We start from the raw sequence: 16,459 nt of genomic DNA on the forward strand, positions 1-16,459 counted from the left end.
AAGGCGACGGGAAGGAGCCGTACCGGTGAGCGGTCGGCTGGGCATCGACGACGTCTCCCCGATCGTGTCCTGCGGTCGGTACCCCGCCAAAGCCGTTGTGGGCGAACACGTCCCCATCGAGGCGACGGTGTGGAGAGAAGGCCACGACGCGGTGGCGGCCACCGTGAGCTGGCGCGGCCCGAAGGACGGCAAGGCCCGCCGCACCCGCATGCGGCACGAGGGCGCGGGCACCGACCGGTGGGCCGCGGCCATCGTGCCCGACGCGGAGGGCCTGTGGACCTTCCGCGTCGACGCGTGGAGCGACCCCTGGGCCACCTGGACGCACACCGTCGAGGTGAAGGTCGCCGCCGGGCAGCAGGCCGACGAACTGGCCAACGACCTCGAGGTCGGCGCCCGGCTGCTGGAGCGCGTCGGCCGCCGCCCCGACCGCAGCGCGGACCGCAAGCTGCTGCTCTCCGCCGCCCGCGCGCTGCGCGACGAGACCACGCCGCTGCCCGCGCGCATCGCCGAGGCGCTCTCCGAGGCCGCCCGCCGGGTGATGACCGAGCACCCGGTCCGCGAACTGGTCACCAAGGGCAAGACCGCGCAGATCTGGGTCGACCGCAAGACGGCGCTCTACGGCTCCTGGTACGAGCTGTTCCCGCGGTCCACCGGCGGCCTCGACACCGAGGGCAAGCCGGTGCACGGCACCTTCAAGACCGCGACCAAGGAGCTCGACCGGGTCGCGGCCATGGGCTTCGACATCGTCTACCTGCCGCCGATCCACCCGATCGGCGAGGTGAACCGCAAGGGACCGAACAACAACGTCGACTCGAAGCCGGGTGACGTCGGCTCCCCGTGGGCCATCGGCTCCTCCGACGGCGGCCACGACGCGATCCACCCGCGGTTGGGTACGTTCGCCGACTTCGACGCCTTCGTGGCCCGCGCCCGCGAACTCGACATGGAGGTGGCGCTGGACTTCGCGCTCCAGTGCGCCCCCGACCACCCGTGGGTGATCAAGCACCCGGACTGGTTCACCACCCGCCCCGACGGGACCATCGCGTACGCGGAGAACCCGCCCAAGAAGTACCAGGACATCTACCCGCTCAACTTCGACAACGACCCCGAGGGCATCTACGGCGAGGTGCTGCGGATCCTGCTGTTCTGGGTCGACCGCGGGGTGAAGGTGTTCCGGGTGGACAACCCGCACACCAAGCCGCCGGACTTCTGGGAGTGGACCATCCGCCAGGTCAAGGCGGTCGCCCCGGACGTGCTGTTCCTGTCCGAGGCGTTCACCCGACCGGCCCGGCTCTACGGCCTGGCCAAGCTCGGGTTCACCCAGTCGTACACGTACTTCACCTGGCGCACGGCCAAGCAGGAGATCACCGAGTTCGGCGTGGAGCTGGTCGAGCACGCGCACGAGGCGCGGCCCAACCTGTTCGTCAACACCCCGGACATCCTGCACGAATCGCTGCAGACCGGCGGCCCGGGCATGTTCGCCATCCGCGCCGCGCTGGCCGCGACCCTCGCCCCGACCTGGGGCGTGTACTCCGGCTTCGAGCTCTACGAGCACGAGCCGGTGCGCCCCGGCAGCGAGGAGTACCTGGACTCGGAGAAGTACGAGCTGCGCCCGCGCGACTACGCGGGCGCGCTGGCCCAGGGCCGCTCGCTGCAACCGTGGCTGACCCGGCTCAACGCGATCCGCCGCGCCCACCCGGCGCTGCAGCAGCTGCGCACGCTGCGCTTCCACCACGTGGACAACGACGCGCTGCTGGCCTACTCCAAGACCGACCCGGCCACCGGCGACACGGTCGTGACCGTGGTGACGCTGGACCCGAACGCGCCCCAGGAGGGCACGCTCTGGCTGGACCTGGCCGCGCTCGGCCTCGACCCCGACACCGCGCACGCCGCGCACGACGAGGTGTCCGGGCAGACCTGGCGGTGGGGACGGGCCAACTACATCCGCATCGACCCGTGGACCTCGGTGGCCCACATCGTCCACATTCGACGGTGAGCCCCGATCGTGATCAACTTCGGTGGGTGGGATCCCTCCCGGGGTGGTATCCCTCTGGGTAGCGCCCACCGGGGTCCGAGAGCGGGAACTGTGCACATCGGACATCGTGTGGGTTGACCGCGGCGCGGTCCGGGGTGGACCGACGGCCCCCGGCGAGCAGGTACGCGCACCGACAAGGACGACGGCCGGACTGGGCCAGACGGACAGGGCGACGAGCATGACGGTTCAGGACACCTCCACCGCCCCCGACGCCGCGTTGGGGTTGGCGGGCATTCCGCACACCGGTGAGGCGGTGACCGCGGATGGTCACCTGACCGAACCGCAGGCCGGGGACTTCCACCACGCCCGGTCGGCACCGCCGGACCCGCGCTGGTACAAGAGCGCGGTCTTCTACGAGGTGCTCGTCCGGGCGTTCAACGACTCCGACGGCAACGGCACCGGCGACCTGCGCGGCCTCGCCGACAAGCTGGACTACCTGCAGTGGCTCGGCATCGACTGCCTGTGGCTGCCGCCGTTCTACGCCTCCCCGCTGCGCGACGGCGGCTACGACATCAGCGACTTCCGCGCGGTCCTGCCCGAGTTCGGCACCGTCGACGACTTCGGCTACCTGCTCGACCAGGCGCACAAGCGCGGCATCCGGGTGATCACCGACCTGGTGCTCAACCACACCTCCGACGCGCACCCGTGGTTCCAGGAGTCCCGCCAGCACCCGGACGGCCCCTACGGCGACTACTACGTCTGGTCCGACACCGACGACCGCTACGCCGACGCGCGGATCATCTTCGTCGACACCGAGACGTCGAACTGGACCTACGACCCGGTGCGCGGCCAGTTCTACTGGCACCGCTTCTTCTCCCACCAGCCGGACCTCAACTACGAGAACCCGGACGTGCAGGAGGCGATGCTCGACGTCCTGCGCTTCTGGCTCGACATCGGCATCGACGGCTTCCGGCTCGACGCCGTGCCCTACCTCTTCGAGGAGGAGGGCACCAACTGCGAGAACCTGCCGCGCACGCACGAGTTCCTCAAGCGCTGCCGCAAGGTCGTCGACGACGAGTACCCGGGCCGGGTGCTGCTGGCCGAGGCGAACCAGTGGCCCGCCGACGTGGTCGAGTACTTCGGCGACGCGGGCATCGGCGGCGACGAGTGCCACATGGCGTTCCACTTCCCGCTGATGCCGCGCATCTTCATGGCCGTGCGCCGCGAGTCCCGGTTCCCGATCTCGGAGATCCTGGCCCAGACGCCGTCCATCCCGGCGGGCGCCCAGTGGGGCATCTTCCTGCGCAACCACGACGAGTTGACGCTGGAGATGGTCACCGACGAAGAGCGCGACTACATGTACGCCGAGTACGCCAAAGACCCCCGGATGAAGGCGAACATCGGCATCCGGCGACGGCTCGCGCCGCTGCTGGACAACGACCGCAACCAGCAGGAGCTGTTCACCGCCCTGCTGCTGAGCCTGCCCGGCTCCCCGGTGCTCTACTACGGCGACGAGATCGGCATGGGCGACAACATCTGGCTGGGCGACCGCGACGCGGTGCGCACGCCGATGCAGTGGTCGCCCGACCGCAACGCGGGCTTCTCCCGCTGCGACCCCGGCAGGCTCTACCTGCCGACCATCGCCGACCCGGTGTACGGGTTCCAGGCGGTCAACGTCGAGTCGCAGATGAACAACACGTCGTCGCTGCTGCACTGGACCCGGCGCATGCTCCAGGTGCGCACCGAGCACCCGGCGTTCGGCCTCGGCGACTTCGTCGAGCTGGGCTCGTCCAACCCGAGCGTGCTGGCCTACCTGCGCACCCACGGCGACGACGTGGTCATCTGCGTCAACAACCTGTCGCGCTTCCCGCAGCCGGTCGAGCTGCACCTGTCCGAGCACGACGGCTGCGTCCCGGTCGAGCTGACCGGCGGGGTGCGGTTCCCGGCGATCGGCGAGCTGCCGTACCTGCTGACGCTGCCGGGCCACGGCTTCTACTGGTTCCAGATCACCCGGCCGACCACGGGGGAGGGCGAATCGCAGTGAACCCCGGTCAGAGCGCGAACCCGCACGCGGAGTGGCCGAGCGCGCTCGACGAGCTCGCGGTGGCGGACCTGCGGGCCTGGCTGCCCGCGCAGCGCTGGTTCGCGGCCAAGGGACAGGCCATCACCGACGTGCGGGTCACCCGGTCGAGCACGGTGTTCGACGGCGACCCCGGTCTGCGGCACCTGCTGGTCACCGCCGACGACGAGGTCTACCAGGTGCTGGTCGGGGTCCGCGACGAGCTGACCGAGCACCTGGCCCACTCGGCCATCGGTGGGCGGAACTACGACGCCACCCAGGACCACGAGCTGATGTCCCGGCTGCTCGACCTGTTCGCCGAGGGCGCGACCACCGGCGGGCTCGCCTGGCGCGCCGAGCCGGGTATCCGGCTCACCACCGGCCTGCGCGCCCGGCCGATCGGCGTGGAGCAGAGCAACTCCTCGGTCGTGTACGGCGACCGGTACATCCTCAAGTTGTACCGGCGGCCGACCCCCGGGCCCAACCGCGACGTCGACCTGCACCGGGCGCTGGCCAGGGCGGGCAGCGCGCAGGTCGCCGAGCCGGTCGCCACGGTCGCGCTCGACGACACCGTGCTCGGCTTCGCCCAGCGCTTCCTCGGCGGCGCCGCCGAGGGCTGGGCCACCGCCACCGCCAGCGTGCGCGACCTGCTGGCGGAGGAGGACCTGCACGCCCGCGAGGTCGGCGGCGACTACGCGGGCGAGGCCGCCCGGCTCGGCGCCGCCGTCGCCCAGGTGCACGCCGACCTGGCCGCCGTGCTCGGCACCGAAGAGGTCGGCGCGGACGCGGTGGCCGTCGAGATCGACCAGATGCACGGGCGACTTGACGCCGTGCTGGCCGATGTCCCGGAGCTGCGCGAGCACGAGGAGCGGCTGCGGGCCGCCTTCGACGCCGCCCGCGGCCTGCCCGGCATGACCGTCCAGCAGATCCACGGCGACCTGCACCTCGGCCAGGTCCTGCGCACCACCTCGGGCTGGGTCCTGATCGACTTCGAGGGCGAACCGGCCGCGCCGCCGGAGGACCGCGTCCGGCCCAAGTCGGCGCTGCGCGACGTCGCCGGGATGCTGCGCTCCTTCGACTACGCCGCGTTGCACCTGCTGGCGGGCGAGGAACCCGACCACCAGCGGCTGACCCGGGCCGCCGAGTGGGCCGACCGCAACCGCGCCGCCTTCTGCGAGGGCTACGCCGGTGTCGCGGGCGACCCGCGCGCGGAGGGGGCGCTGCTGCGCGCCTTCGAGTTGGACAAGGCCGTGTACGAGGTGGCCTACGAGCACCGCAACCGACCCGATTGGGTGGCGATCCCGCTGGCCGCCATCCGTCGTGTGACAGGCGGGGGTTGATTGCGACTTTTAGGCAACACGAGTTTCGGGTATTCGTGTTCGTGGTTAACCTGATCGAGAAACGCCCGCTCGCCGGGTGCCGCCAGGATCAGGATCGGGGTGTCGGCATGCGGATTTCGGATGTGTTGCGCGGCAAGGGTTCCGAGGTGGCCACCGTGGCACCGGGGATCGGCGTCGACGAACTGGTCGCTGTCCTGGCCGAGCGCAACGTGGGAGCGCTCGTGGTCGTCGACGGCGGTGCGGTCGTCGGCATCGTGTCCGAACGCGACGTGGCCCGGGGCCTGCACGAGCACGGCGCCGCGGTGCTCGGCCTGCGCGTCGCGGACGTCATGACCAGTCCGGTGCTGGGGTGCGCGCCCGACGACAGCGTGGACAGCCTGGCCGCCACCATGACCGAACGGCGCATCCGGCACCTGCCGGTGCTCGACGGCGGCGACCTGGTCGGCATCGTCAGCATCGGTGACGTCGTCAAGAGCCACATCTCCCAGCTGGAAGCCAGCCGCGACCAGCTCGAATCCTACATAGCGCAGGGTTGATTCCCCTTGGTTGACGAGATCGAACGCCTCATCGCCGGTGCCCATCACGACCCCCACTCGCTGCTCGGCGTCCACCCGGCCCCCGGCGGGTCGGTGGTCCGGGCGCTGCGGCCCAACGCCAAGTCCGTCGCCGTGATCGTCGGCGACCGGCGGCACGAGGCCGAGGAGGTCGCCGACAGCGTCTTCGCCGCCGATCTCGACGTGGCGCCCGCGGAGTACCTGCTGGAGGTCGACTACGGCGCGGGCCCCGAGCTGGTCGACGACCCGTACCGCTGGCTGCCCACCCTGGGCGAGCTGGACCTGCACCTGTTCCGCGAGGGCAGGCACGAGCGGCTGTGGGACGTGCTGGGCGCACACCCGCGCTCGTACGAGACCCCGGCCGGGGTCGTGCAGGGCACCTCGTTCGCGGTGTGGGCGCCGACGGCGCGCGGCGTGCGGGTGTGCGGCGACTTCGACGGCTGGGACGGGCGCGCGAACCCGATGCGCTCGCTGGGCTCGTCGGGGGTGTGGGAGCTGTTCATCCCGGGGGTGACCCCGGGGACCCGGTACAAGTTCCGCATCCACGGCGCGGACGGGTCGTGGCACGAGAAGGCCGACCCGATGGCGTTCGCCACCGAGGTGCCGCCCGCGACCGCGTCGGTGGTGTCCACTTCGGAGTACCGGTGGTCCGACGACGAGTGGCTGGCCCGCCGCGACGCGACGTCGTGGAGCTCGGCGCCGATGAGCGTCTACGAGGTGCACCTCGGCTCGTGGCGGCAGGGCCTGGGCTACCGGGAGCTCGCCGACCAGCTCGGTGAGTACGTCGCCGAGCAGGGCTTCACCCACGTCGAGCTGCTGCCGGTGGCCGAACACCCGTTCGGCGGTTCCTGGGGCTACCAGGTCACGTCGTACTTCGCGCCCACCTCGCGGTTCGGCACCCCGGACGAGTTCCGGTTCTTCGTCGACGAGCTGCACCGGCGCGGTGTCGGCGTGATCGTCGACTGGGTGCCCGCGCACTTCCCGCGCGACTCCTGGGCGCTGGCCCGCTTCGACGGCAGCCCGCTCTACGAGCACGGCGACCCCCGGCGCGGCGAGCAGCCCGACTGGGGCACGTACGTCTTCGACTTCGGTCGCAACGAGGTCCGCAACTTCCTCGTCGCCAACGCGCTGTACTGGATCGAGGAGTTCCACGTCGACGGCCTGCGCGTCGACGCGGTCGCCTCGATGCTCTACCTGGACTACTCCCGCAAGGACGGCGAGTGGCTGCCCAACGAGCACGGCGGCCGGGAGAACCTGGACGCGGTGCGGTTCCTGCAGGAGCTGAACGCGACCGTCTACAAGCACCACCCGGGCACCGTGATGATCGCCGAGGAGTCCACCGCGTGGCCCGGCGTGACCCGGCCGACGCACCTGGGCGGGCTGGGCTTCGGGTTCAAGTGGAACATGGGCTGGATGCACGACACGCTCAGCTACCTTGGCCACGACCCCGTGCACCGCTCGTACCACCACAACGAGGTCACCTTCTCGTTGGTCTACGCCTGGAGCGAGAACTTCGTGCTGCCCCTCTCGCACGACGAGGTGGTGCACGGCAAGGGCTCCCTGTGGACCCGCATGCCCGGCGACGACTGGAACAAGGCGGCGGGTGTGCGCGCGCTGCTGGCGTTCATGTGGGCGCACCCCGGCAAGCAGCTGCTGTTCATGGGCGGCGAGTTCGGGCAGCCGGGGGAGTGGTCGGAGTCGCGGTCGCTGGACTGGGACCTGCTCGACAACCCGCTGCACCGCGGCATCCAGTCCTTGATCCGCGACCTGAACCTGGCCTACCGCGACCGGCCCGCGCTCTACGCCGACGACACCCGCCCCGAGGGCTTCTCCTGGATCGACGCCAACGACTCGGCGGGCAACGTGCTCAGCTTCCTGCGCCTCGGCGGCGACGCGGAGCTGCTGTGCGTCGCCAACTTCTCCGGCGCGCCCCACCACGACTACCGGGTGGGCCTGCCGCGCACCGGCCGCTGGCGCGAGGTCCTCAACACCGACGCCGCCGCGTACGGCGGGTCGGGGGTCGGGAACCTCGGGTCGGTGGAGGCCGAGCCCGTCGCCTGGCACGGCCGCCCGGCGTCGGTCGTCCTCCAACTCCCGCCCCAGGGCGTGGTGTGGCTGGTACCCGAGGACGCCCCGGAACTGCCCGAGGTGCCGACCGAGGAGTCCTGAGCGTGGCGAGTGGGGGCTGGGGCACACTGGGCGGGTGAACCGACCCGGCAAGTCCCGGCTGGTGCTGCTGCTGTCCGTGCTGGCGCTCCTGGCGAGCGCGTGCACGACCGAGGTGGCCGGGACACCGCTCAGCCAGGGTTCGGTGGTCTCCCGCGACACCCCGGGGACGGGCGTCGACCCGAAGTCGTTCGTCAAGAACACCGACGGCGGCGAGGTGGACCGGCTCGCCGCGACCGTGGTCACCGACGTGCGGGTGTTCTGGACCGAGACCTTCCCGACCGCCTTCGGCAAGCCGTTCGACGACCTGTCCGGGGGCTACTACTCGGTCGACACCGCCGACGCGGACGCCAAGGCGCCGCCGTGCGCGGACAAGGCGGCGGACGTGGAGGGCAACGCGTTCTACTGCCCGAACGCCGACATCATCGCCTGGGACCGGGCCGCCCTGCTGCCGGTGCTGCGCGACCGCTTCGGGGAGGCGGCGGTGATGCTGGTGCTGGCCCACGAGATGGGGCACGCCGTGCAGGACCGCACCGGCGCCGGGCTCGACGAGCGCAAGGCCGACCCGCGCAAGTGGCCGACGATCCTGATCGAGGCCATGGCCGACTGCTACGCGGGCGCCTTCGTGCGCTGGGTCGCCGACGGCAAGGCCGAGCACCTGGAGATCGAGACCGACCGGCTCGACCAGGCGCTCGAGTCGCTGATCAGCTTCCGCGACCCGATCGGCACCAGCCAGGGCGACCGCGGCGCGCACGGCGACGCCTTCGACCGGGTCTCGGCCTTCCAGGACGGCTACGAGCAGGGCGTGAAGCTGTGCTCGGAGATGACCGTCGACAACCGCACGTTCACCGCGGGCGGCTTCCTCAGCGCCGACGACCAGGCCCGCGGCGGCAACCTCACCTTCAGCGAGATCTTCGACTCGGTCACCCCCGGCCTCGACGACTACTTCACCAAGCTGGTCGCCGACAAGGGCAAGCAGTGGACCCCGCCCGCCGCGACCGGCGCCGACGGCGAGCCGACCTGCGACGGCGGCAAACAGGGACCGGTCGCCTTCTGCGCGTCGACGAAGGCGCTGGCGTACGACAAGTCCGGGGAACTGCCCAAGATCCACTCCGAGATCGGCGACTACGCCACCGCGACCCTGCTGGCCAGCCGCTACGGGCTCGCCGCGCGGCAGACCCTGGGCAAGCCGCTGGACGGGGAGCAGGCGGGCCGGTCGGCGGTGTGCCTGTCCGGCTCGTTCACCGGCTCGCTGTTCGCCGCCAACAAGCGCTACCTGTCCCCGGGCGACCTCGACGAGGCGGTGCAGGTGCTGCTCGACTACGACTACGCCGCCCGCGACGTGAAGGGCACGGCCAAGGGCGCCGGGTTCGACCGCGTGCGCGAGTTCCGCAAGGGGTTCACCCAGGGTGGCGACGCGTGTGGAATCACGTGACGTGACGGGATTTGCCAACGGAGGGTAATCCGCCCCAGTACTGTGCACCCTGTCAAGCACGGAGGCGAAACGGGGACACGGTGCGGTTTCTGGGTGCGCGGGTGGCGGCGGTCCTGGCCGTGACCCTGGCGGTGGTCGTCCAGTTGAGCGGGTGCTCGCCGGAGGAGGTCCCGGGCAAGGCCCGCGGCGTCGGCGACATCGACGCGGGCACGGCGGCGGGCATCCCGGTGAACAACGAGGGTCCGACCGGACCGAAGAAGGGCGTCCCGGACGCCACCCTGGCCGTCGAGAACGCCGACGGCGGCGAGATGGACCGCCTCGCGGTCAACGCGCTGTCGGACATCTACGACTACTGGATCGAGCAGATGCCCGCGGGCTTCGACGGCAAGCAGTTCGAGCCCATCCGCAGGCTGGCGTCGTACGACTCGGAGGGCGCGCCGGTCAAGCTGTGCGGCCAGAGCACCAAGGAACTGGTCAACGCCTTCTACTGCGGTGCGGACGACAGCGTGGCCTGGGACCGGGGCGTGCTGCTGCCGATGCTGAACAAGCAGTTCGGCCCGATGTCGGTGGTGGCCGTGCTGGCCCACGAGATGGGCCACGCGGTGCAGTTCCGGCTGGGCGAGAAGAGCGGCATCAACCAGACCACCCAGACGATCGTCAAGGAACAGCAGGCCGACTGCTATGCGGGCGGCTTCTTCCGCTGGGTGGCCGAGGGCAAGGCCAAGCACTTCGACGTGAACACCGGCAAGGGCCTCAACCACGTGCTGGCCACCATGTTCTTCATCCGCGACCCGGCAGGCCTCTCCGCCGCCAAGCAAGGTGCGCACGGCCTGGCGTTCGACCGCGTCTTCGCCTTCCAGGCCGGTTTCGCCGAGGGCCCGGGCCGGTGCGCGCGGATCACCATGGACGAGATCAACAACCGGATCGTGGAGAAGGAACGCGCCGAAGCGGAAATGGACACCGCCAAGAACGGCGACGTGAAGTTCACGGATGCGGAGATCCAGGTCCTGCTGAGCCAGAGCCTGGAAGAGGCCTTCAAGCGGACGGGTGCTGCCGCGCCGAAGATCACGTACAACGGCGCGGATTGCGCCAAGGGGCGTTCGACGCCGCCGGTGTCGTACTGCCAGGAGGAGAACGTGGTCGCGGTTGACCCGCAGGCCATGCGGAAGATCGCGACGCCGCCGAAGAAGGGGCAGGAACCTGGGGTCGACGGCGCTGGGATCGGGGACTTCGCGGCGTTCGCTGAAATCGCTTCGCGGTACTCGTTGGCCATCCAGAAGGGGGTCAAGCTGCCTCTGGAGGGCGACAAGACGGGGCTGCGCACGGCTTGTTTGACGGGGGCTTGGGCGCACTTCACGGACTTGGGCGACAACAGCACGACGAAACTGCGCCTGGCGGTTGGGGACTTGGATGAGGCGGTCGCGGAGCTGTTGCAGGACAGCAGTTTGATCGCGGCGGACGTGAACGGGAAGCAGGTCCCGTCCGGCTTCGCCCGTGTGGAGGCCTTCCGCATCGGCTACTTCGAAGGCGACAAGGGCTGCGACGAGCAGTTCAAGTAGCCGACCTTGCCTGAAGGCCCGAGCCCTGGCGGCTCGGGCCTTCAACCTTTCTCCGACTCGTTGGTTCCACGTCGAACCCGCTGGCCCACTCGGCGGCCTTTTTCCTTGATCGCGAGTTGTCCACATCCGCCGCATCCATCCACAGGATCTCGCGGCTCCTTTCCCAATACCCCAGCACCGATAGACTGGAGCAGGGCTGTCCCCCCCCCAGAGGAGGGCGGGGCTGTGCTTGTTGGGCCTCGGGGTGGTCAAGACAAGAGTGAGCCCAGTCCCAGCCAAGCCGCATACGCCCGCTCACCCCAGGCCGCCTCGCAGCTCCCCTCACCCCGCCAGGCTGAACCCGCTACCGCCGACGTGTACCAGGCCGACCCACCACTCAATTCCATGGCACACCATGTGGCGGGGGCGCGTTGCGTTCTGCGGGAGCTGGGATCCTGCGGCGGTTGTGTGGATGGCTCGGGAGAGAAGGGGGTTGGGAGCGGGAAGGGTCGGGTGCCTGGCAAGCGGTGGGATCGTGCGGTTGTTCGCCAGTTGTGGTTGTTGGGCTAGTTGGTCGCCGCTTGCTGCGGGGGAGTCGTTGTGGGGGCGCCGAATGCCGGGGCGTGTTCGTGGAGGAAGTTGTCCAGGGAGCGTGGGGGGCGACCGAGTAGGCGGGATACCGTGTCGTTCGGGTGTTCCGGGTGGGTGGTGGACAGGTGCTGGATTTCCAGGACGTGGTTCACCAGCCAATCCGGGGCGCCGCGCAGGTCGGCGCGTAGTTCGTCCGGGGTGATGTTGACGCAGCGGGTCGGCCTGCCTGCCGCTGTCAGCTTGGCGGCGACCTCCGGGTACGATACCGCCTCCGGGCCTGTCAGCACGTGGGTGCCGGTGGCGCCGAAGGTGAGTGCGTTCACGGCCACGTCCGCCACGTCCCGCGCGTCCACCATGTTCAGTCTGGTGTCGCCGGTCGTGGTCGGGAACCAGCCCGTGGCGCGGATGCGGTCGGCGTGGAAGAGCAGGTTCTGGAAGAACGCGTACGGCCGCAGGAACGTGTGCGTGATCCCCCACGACCGCACCGCCTCCTCAACCCGGTGGTGCAGCCGGGCAACCGCGACCGGCGAGTTCTCGGGCCCAGGCGCGGACAGCTTGACCAGGTGACCCACACGGGCGCGGGCGGCCTCGTCGACCACGCCGAGTTCGATCGCCTCCTGGCGTGGACCGTTCCCCATCGCCAGGAACAAGCCTGCCGCGCCGGTCAGGGCCGCGCGCACCGCGCCGGGGTCTGCCGCGTCGCCGATGACCTGTTCGACGCCGGGGAGGTCGGTGGGGGTGCGGACCAGGGCGCGGGTCGGTACGCCCTGGGCGCGGAGTCCGCGCAGGACGGCGCGGCCGGTGGTGCCGGTGCCGCCGATGACGACGATCATGATTCCTTCTTCCGGTTGGTGGTGCGGGCCGCCGTGATGACGCCGCCGAGTGCGGCGGAGGGCACGGCGTCGAGGAACAGGGTTGGCGCGGCCAGTCCGGTGTGGACCAGGGCGAGGCTCGCGGCGAACGCCAGGGCCGCGCACAGCACGGCGCCGAGCAGCATGCGGACCGCGCGCCCGCCGCCGCGTGGGGCGAAGGTGACGGCGAGCGCGGCGAGCGCGGACGGGATGGCGATCGTGGTGACCGACGCCGCCGCCAGCCGGTGGTCGTCGACGGCCAGTGCGCTGGCGTAGCTCATGGCGGCGGGCATGACGTACGCCGGGATGACGTTCATCGCGATCGTCGCGAGGGTCGACCGTTGCGCTGTTCGGGGCACGGGTGCGCTCCTGGGGTTGGTCCTTGGGATGTCACCAACGGTAGGAGCGTTGTCCGAGGTGAACTAGTGAGTGGATTCCGAACGGACTGTTCCACCAGTGGCACAATGTCGGGTGTGGAGGAACTGGGTGACGTGGCGGTCTTCGTCCGGGTTGTGGAGGCGGGGAGCTTCTCCGCCGCCGCGCGGGCGCTGTGGATGCCGAAGTCGTCGGTGAGCCGCCGCGTCGCGCGGTTGGAGAACCGGTTGGGGGTGCGCCTGCTGCACCGCACCACCCGGTCGCTGTCGTTGACCGACGCGGGCCGCGCCTACCACGCGCGGGTGTCGGTCGCACTGTCCGAATTGGACTCGGCAGCGGGCGCGGCGGCGGACAGCCGAGAAGCACCGCGCGGTCTGGTGCGGTTGGCCGCGCGGCCGGACGTGGGCGCGGAGGTCCTCCCGGAACTGGTCGCCGCGTTCCTGACCCGGCACCCGGAGATGCGGGTGGAGGTGGTGCTGTCGACGTCGGTCGACCTGGTGGAGGGCGGCTTCGACCTGGCGCTGCGCGCGGGGGAGGGCGGTAGCGGCTCGACCCGGCTCCAGGACGCCCGCTTCCGCCTGTTCGCATCACCGGTTTACCTGGCGCGCAAGGGAATCCCGCAACGACCGGCAGACCTGGCCGCACACCTGTGCCTCCGCTTCGGCGACGCCGACCGCTGGCACCTGCACGGCCCACGCGGAGAGGTGTCGGTTGAGGTATCCGGCCAACTGGCCGCCGACGACCTGTCCTTCGTCCGCCGGGCAGCGGTGGCCGGGGCGGGGATCGCGCTGCTGCCCGAACCGGCGGTCGCGGCATCGGTGCGAGGCGGACTGCTGACGCTGGTGCTGCCGGACCACCACGCCGAGGGCCGACCGCTGCACCTGGTGGTACCGTCCAACCGGCACCTGCCGTTGCGGGTGGCGGTGCTGCGGGACTTCCTGGTGGCGAACTTCCCCCGCTGACCGCTTGGGTTCCAACGCCCAGCACAAGAGGCTGTTCTGGTCAACCCTGCTGGTCGTGCATGGGTGGGCTGGTCGTCGTTCGACCTAGCGGTGCTGCGGGACTGCCTGGTGGCGAACCCCGCTGATAGAGCAGGGGTTCCCTAGGACTCCAATGTCTTCCGCAGTGCCTTCGCCGCCTTGCGGGCCATGTCGGCCACCGCTTCCCGGCGGTCGGCGTCGGCGGCGAAGGCGGCGCGGCGGTCGCGGACGACCTTCGCCGGGATGCCCGCCGCCACCGCGTAGTCCGGGACGTCGCCGCGGACCACGGCGTGGGCGCCGATGACGCAGCCCCGACCGATCCGGGTGCCCTTGGTGACCGTGACCTTCGTGCACAGCCACGTGTCCGGGCCGATCCGCACCGGGGACTTCGCTATGCCCTGGTCCTTGATGGGCAGGGTGATGTCCGCGGTCACGTGGTCGAAGTCGCAGATGTAGACCCAGTCCGCGACCAGTGCCGCCTCGCCCAACTCGATGTCCAGGTAGCAGTTGACGACGTTCTGCCGCCCGAACACCACCTTGTCCCCGATGCGCAGCGACCCCTCGTGGCAGCGGATCGCGTTGCCGTCGCCGATGTGCACCCACCGCCCGATCTCCAGGCGGCCGTAGCCGGGGCGGGCGTGGATCTCGACGTCCTTGCCCAGGAACACCATGCCCCTCAGCACGACGTGCGGGTTGGCCAGCCGGAACTTCAGCAGCCGCCAGTAGCGCACCAGGTACCAGGGCGTGTAGGCCCGGTTGCGCAGCACCCAGCGCAGCGAGGCCACGGTCAGGAAGCGGGCCTGGGCCGGGTCGCGCCGACCCCGGGCCCGCAGCCGCGAGGCCAGGGGGGCGCCCCACATCGACGTCATCAGAACGGCTTGCGGCCGGTGATCAGGACGTTGTAGAACAGCTCGCGCGGCAGCACCTTGCGCAGCACGCGTTCGTCCAGCCAGGACAGTCGCTGCCAGGTGCGGTAGGCGAACATGGCCCAGCCGAAGCCGAGCTTCTCGCGGGGGACCGCCGCCTCGAAGGTGCGCACCGGCCACCCGAACAGCGCCGCCGACAGCTCCTCCGTGCTCGCGCGGACCTCGACCATGCCCGCGTCCCCGGCCAGGGCCTCCAGCTCGGTCGGGTCGAAGGTGTGCAGGTCGACCACGGCCTCCAGGGCCGCCGCGCGCGAGGACTCGTCCAGTTCCTCCTGCGGGCGGCGCCACTCCCGCAGCGGTTCGAGCTTGGTGACGTTGGTCGTCAGCCACCACGTCACGCGGCCCAGCCTGCGCGCGTACCAGTCGCCGACCTTCGTGGGCTCGCCCGCGAACACGAACCGGCCGCCGGGCTTGAGCACCCGGCGGATCTCGCGGAAGGCCGCGGGCAGGTCCGGGATGTGGTGCAGCACGGCGTGCCCGACCACCAGGTCGAACGACTCGTCGTCGTACGGGAGGCGCTCCGCGTCCGCGACCCGCCCCTCGACGTCGAGCCCCAGCGCCTCCGCGTTGCGCAGCGCCACCTGGACCATGCCCGGTGACAGGTCGGTGACGTGCCCCTTCTTGATCACGCCGCCCTGCATCAGGTTCAGCAGGAAGAAACCCGTGCCGCAGCCCAACTCCATCGCGTCCTCGTACGGCCAACCCTGCTCGCCCGCGGCGGTGCGGAAGCGGCCGGTGGCGTACTCGATGCAGCGCTCGTCGTAGGAGATCGACCACTTCTCGTCGTACGTGCCCGCTTCCCAGTCGTGGTAGAGGACGTTGGCGAGCTTGGGGTCGTCGTAGGCCGCGGCCACCTCTTCGGCGGTGGCGTGCGGGTTGGGGGCTGGGTCACCGGCCATGGAATTCGGCCTTTCCTGGGCCGTTCTCGATGAACGAGGTGAGGCCCGTGGTCTTGTCCTCGGTGGCGAACAGTCCGGCGAAGAGGGTCGTCTCCAGGCGTAGACCGCTGTTGAGGTCGCCGTCGAGCCCGCCATCGATGGCCGCCTTGGCCGCCGCCAGCGCGCGCGAGGCGCCCGTGGTGAACTGGCCCGCCCAGCGCTTCGCGGCGTCGTAGACGTCGTCCGGGGCGACGACCTCGTCGACCATGCCGATCGTCAGCGCCTCGTCCGCCTTGACGAACCGTCCCGTGTAGACGATGTCCTTGGCGCGGCTCGGGCCGATCAGCCGGGTCAGCCGCTGGGTGCCGCCCGCGCCGGGGATCAGGCCGAGCAGCGTCTCCGGCTGCCCCACCTTGGCGTTGTCACCGGCGATCCGGCGGTCGCAGCACAGGGCCAGCTCGTAGCCGCCGCCGAGCGCGAACCCGGTGATGGCCGCGACGGTCGGCTTCGGCAACGCGGCCACGATCGACAGGGACTCCGACAGCTCGGGGGCGTAGTCGCTGATGTCGGTGTACGACATCGTGGCGAACTCCTTGACGTCCGCGCCCGCCGCGAACACCTTCGGTCCACCGTAGACGATCACCGCCCGGACGTCCGCGCGCGACCCCGCTTCCAGCGCCGCGGCCCGGATCTCCGCCTGCACCTGCCGGTTGATCGCGTTCATCGGCGGCCGGTCCAGCCGGATGGTGCCGATGCCGTCCGCGACGTCCAGCGAAACGAACTCACCCACGGTC

General features: G+C 70.8%; 13 protein-coding genes. 8 read left to right on the forward strand and 5 right to left on the reverse strand.

Annotated elements, in window-relative coordinates:
* Positions 1-25 precede the first annotated feature (25 nt).
* From V5P93_RS08165 to V5P93_RS08195, 7 genes are all read left to right on the forward strand, one after another.
* Positions 26-1,993 carry a maltotransferase domain-containing protein gene (locus V5P93_RS08165; RefSeq protein ID WP_104483196.1) on the forward strand — a complete coding sequence of 656 codons (1,968 nt, stop codon included), beginning with the start codon at positions 26-28 and terminating at the stop codon, positions 1,991-1,993.
* A 217-nt stretch (positions 1,994-2,210) separates the two neighbouring features.
* Positions 2,211-4,016: a maltose alpha-D-glucosyltransferase gene (treS, locus tag V5P93_RS08170; protein WP_104483197.1), complete on the forward strand. Its 1,806-nt coding sequence runs from the start codon at positions 2,211-2,213 to the stop codon at positions 4,014-4,016.
* Positions 4,013-5,371, forward strand: coding sequence for an aminoglycoside phosphotransferase (locus V5P93_RS08175; protein ID WP_374065699.1), 1,359 nt, complete (start codon positions 4,013-4,015; stop codon positions 5,369-5,371). Before treS ends, V5P93_RS08175 begins: the two co-directional genes overlap by 4 nt.
* A gap of 107 nt (positions 5,372-5,478) precedes the next feature.
* Complete coding sequence (locus tag V5P93_RS08180) at positions 5,479-5,907, forward strand: CBS domain-containing protein (RefSeq protein ID WP_104483198.1); 429 nt, start codon at positions 5,479-5,481, stop codon at positions 5,905-5,907.
* A gap of 6 nt (positions 5,908-5,913) precedes the next feature.
* Positions 5,914-8,094, forward strand: coding sequence for a 1,4-alpha-glucan branching protein GlgB (glgB, locus tag V5P93_RS08185; RefSeq protein WP_104483199.1), 2,181 nt, complete (start codon positions 5,914-5,916; stop codon positions 8,092-8,094).
* Positions 8,095-8,110: 16 nt separating this feature from the next.
* Positions 8,111-9,526, forward strand: coding sequence for a neutral zinc metallopeptidase (locus tag V5P93_RS08190; RefSeq protein WP_104483200.1), 1,416 nt, complete (start codon positions 8,111-8,113; stop codon positions 9,524-9,526).
* 80 nt (positions 9,527-9,606) lie between these two features.
* Positions 9,607-11,085, forward strand: coding sequence for a neutral zinc metallopeptidase (locus V5P93_RS08195; RefSeq protein WP_342752330.1), 1,479 nt, complete (start codon positions 9,607-9,609; stop codon positions 11,083-11,085).
* A 545-nt stretch (positions 11,086-11,630) separates the two neighbouring features.
* Here the strand turns inward: V5P93_RS08195 and V5P93_RS08200 are convergent.
* Together V5P93_RS08200 and V5P93_RS08205 are read right to left on the reverse strand one after the other, a co-directional pair.
* On the reverse strand, positions 11,631-12,488 hold the full coding sequence (locus V5P93_RS08200) for an NAD(P)H-binding protein (protein ID WP_104483202.1): 858 nt from the start codon (positions 12,486-12,488) through the stop codon (positions 11,631-11,633).
* Positions 12,485-12,865: a hypothetical protein gene (locus V5P93_RS08205; protein WP_146108382.1), complete on the reverse strand. Its 381-nt coding sequence runs from the start codon at positions 12,863-12,865 to the stop codon at positions 12,485-12,487. Before V5P93_RS08205 ends, V5P93_RS08200 begins: the two co-directional genes overlap by 4 nt.
* A gap of 105 nt (positions 12,866-12,970) precedes the next feature.
* Here V5P93_RS08205 and V5P93_RS08210 point away from each other — a divergent pair, with 105 nt between their 5' ends.
* Positions 12,971-13,843 (forward strand): LysR family transcriptional regulator, encoded by an 873-nt coding sequence (locus V5P93_RS08210; RefSeq protein ID WP_104483204.1) that lies wholly within the window; start codon positions 12,971-12,973, stop codon positions 13,841-13,843.
* A gap of 140 nt (positions 13,844-13,983) precedes the next feature.
* Here V5P93_RS08210 and V5P93_RS08215 read toward each other — a convergent pair whose 3' ends face one another.
* From V5P93_RS08215 to V5P93_RS08225, 3 genes are read right to left on the reverse strand one after another with little or no spacing between them, the layout of a single operon-like run.
* Positions 13,984-14,730 (reverse strand): acyltransferase, encoded by a 747-nt coding sequence (locus V5P93_RS08215; protein ID WP_104483205.1) that lies wholly within the window; start codon positions 14,728-14,730, stop codon positions 13,984-13,986.
* Entirely contained in the window at positions 14,730-15,686 is a 957-nt protein-coding gene (locus V5P93_RS08220) for a class I SAM-dependent methyltransferase (protein WP_104483206.1), read from the reverse strand. Before V5P93_RS08220 ends, V5P93_RS08215 begins: the two co-directional genes overlap by 1 nt.
* Positions 15,676-16,455 carry an enoyl-CoA hydratase/isomerase family protein gene (locus V5P93_RS08225; RefSeq protein ID WP_104483207.1) on the reverse strand — a complete coding sequence of 260 codons (780 nt, stop codon included), beginning with the start codon at positions 16,453-16,455 and terminating at the stop codon, positions 15,676-15,678. The genes V5P93_RS08220 and V5P93_RS08225 overlap by 11 nt, the downstream gene beginning before the upstream one ends.
* Between the last annotated feature and the right edge of the window lie 4 nt (positions 16,456-16,459).

The organism is Actinokineospora auranticolor (genome assembly GCF_041897805.1).
GTDB classification, from domain to species: Bacteria; Actinomycetota; Actinomycetes; order Mycobacteriales; family Pseudonocardiaceae; genus Actinokineospora; species Actinokineospora auranticolor.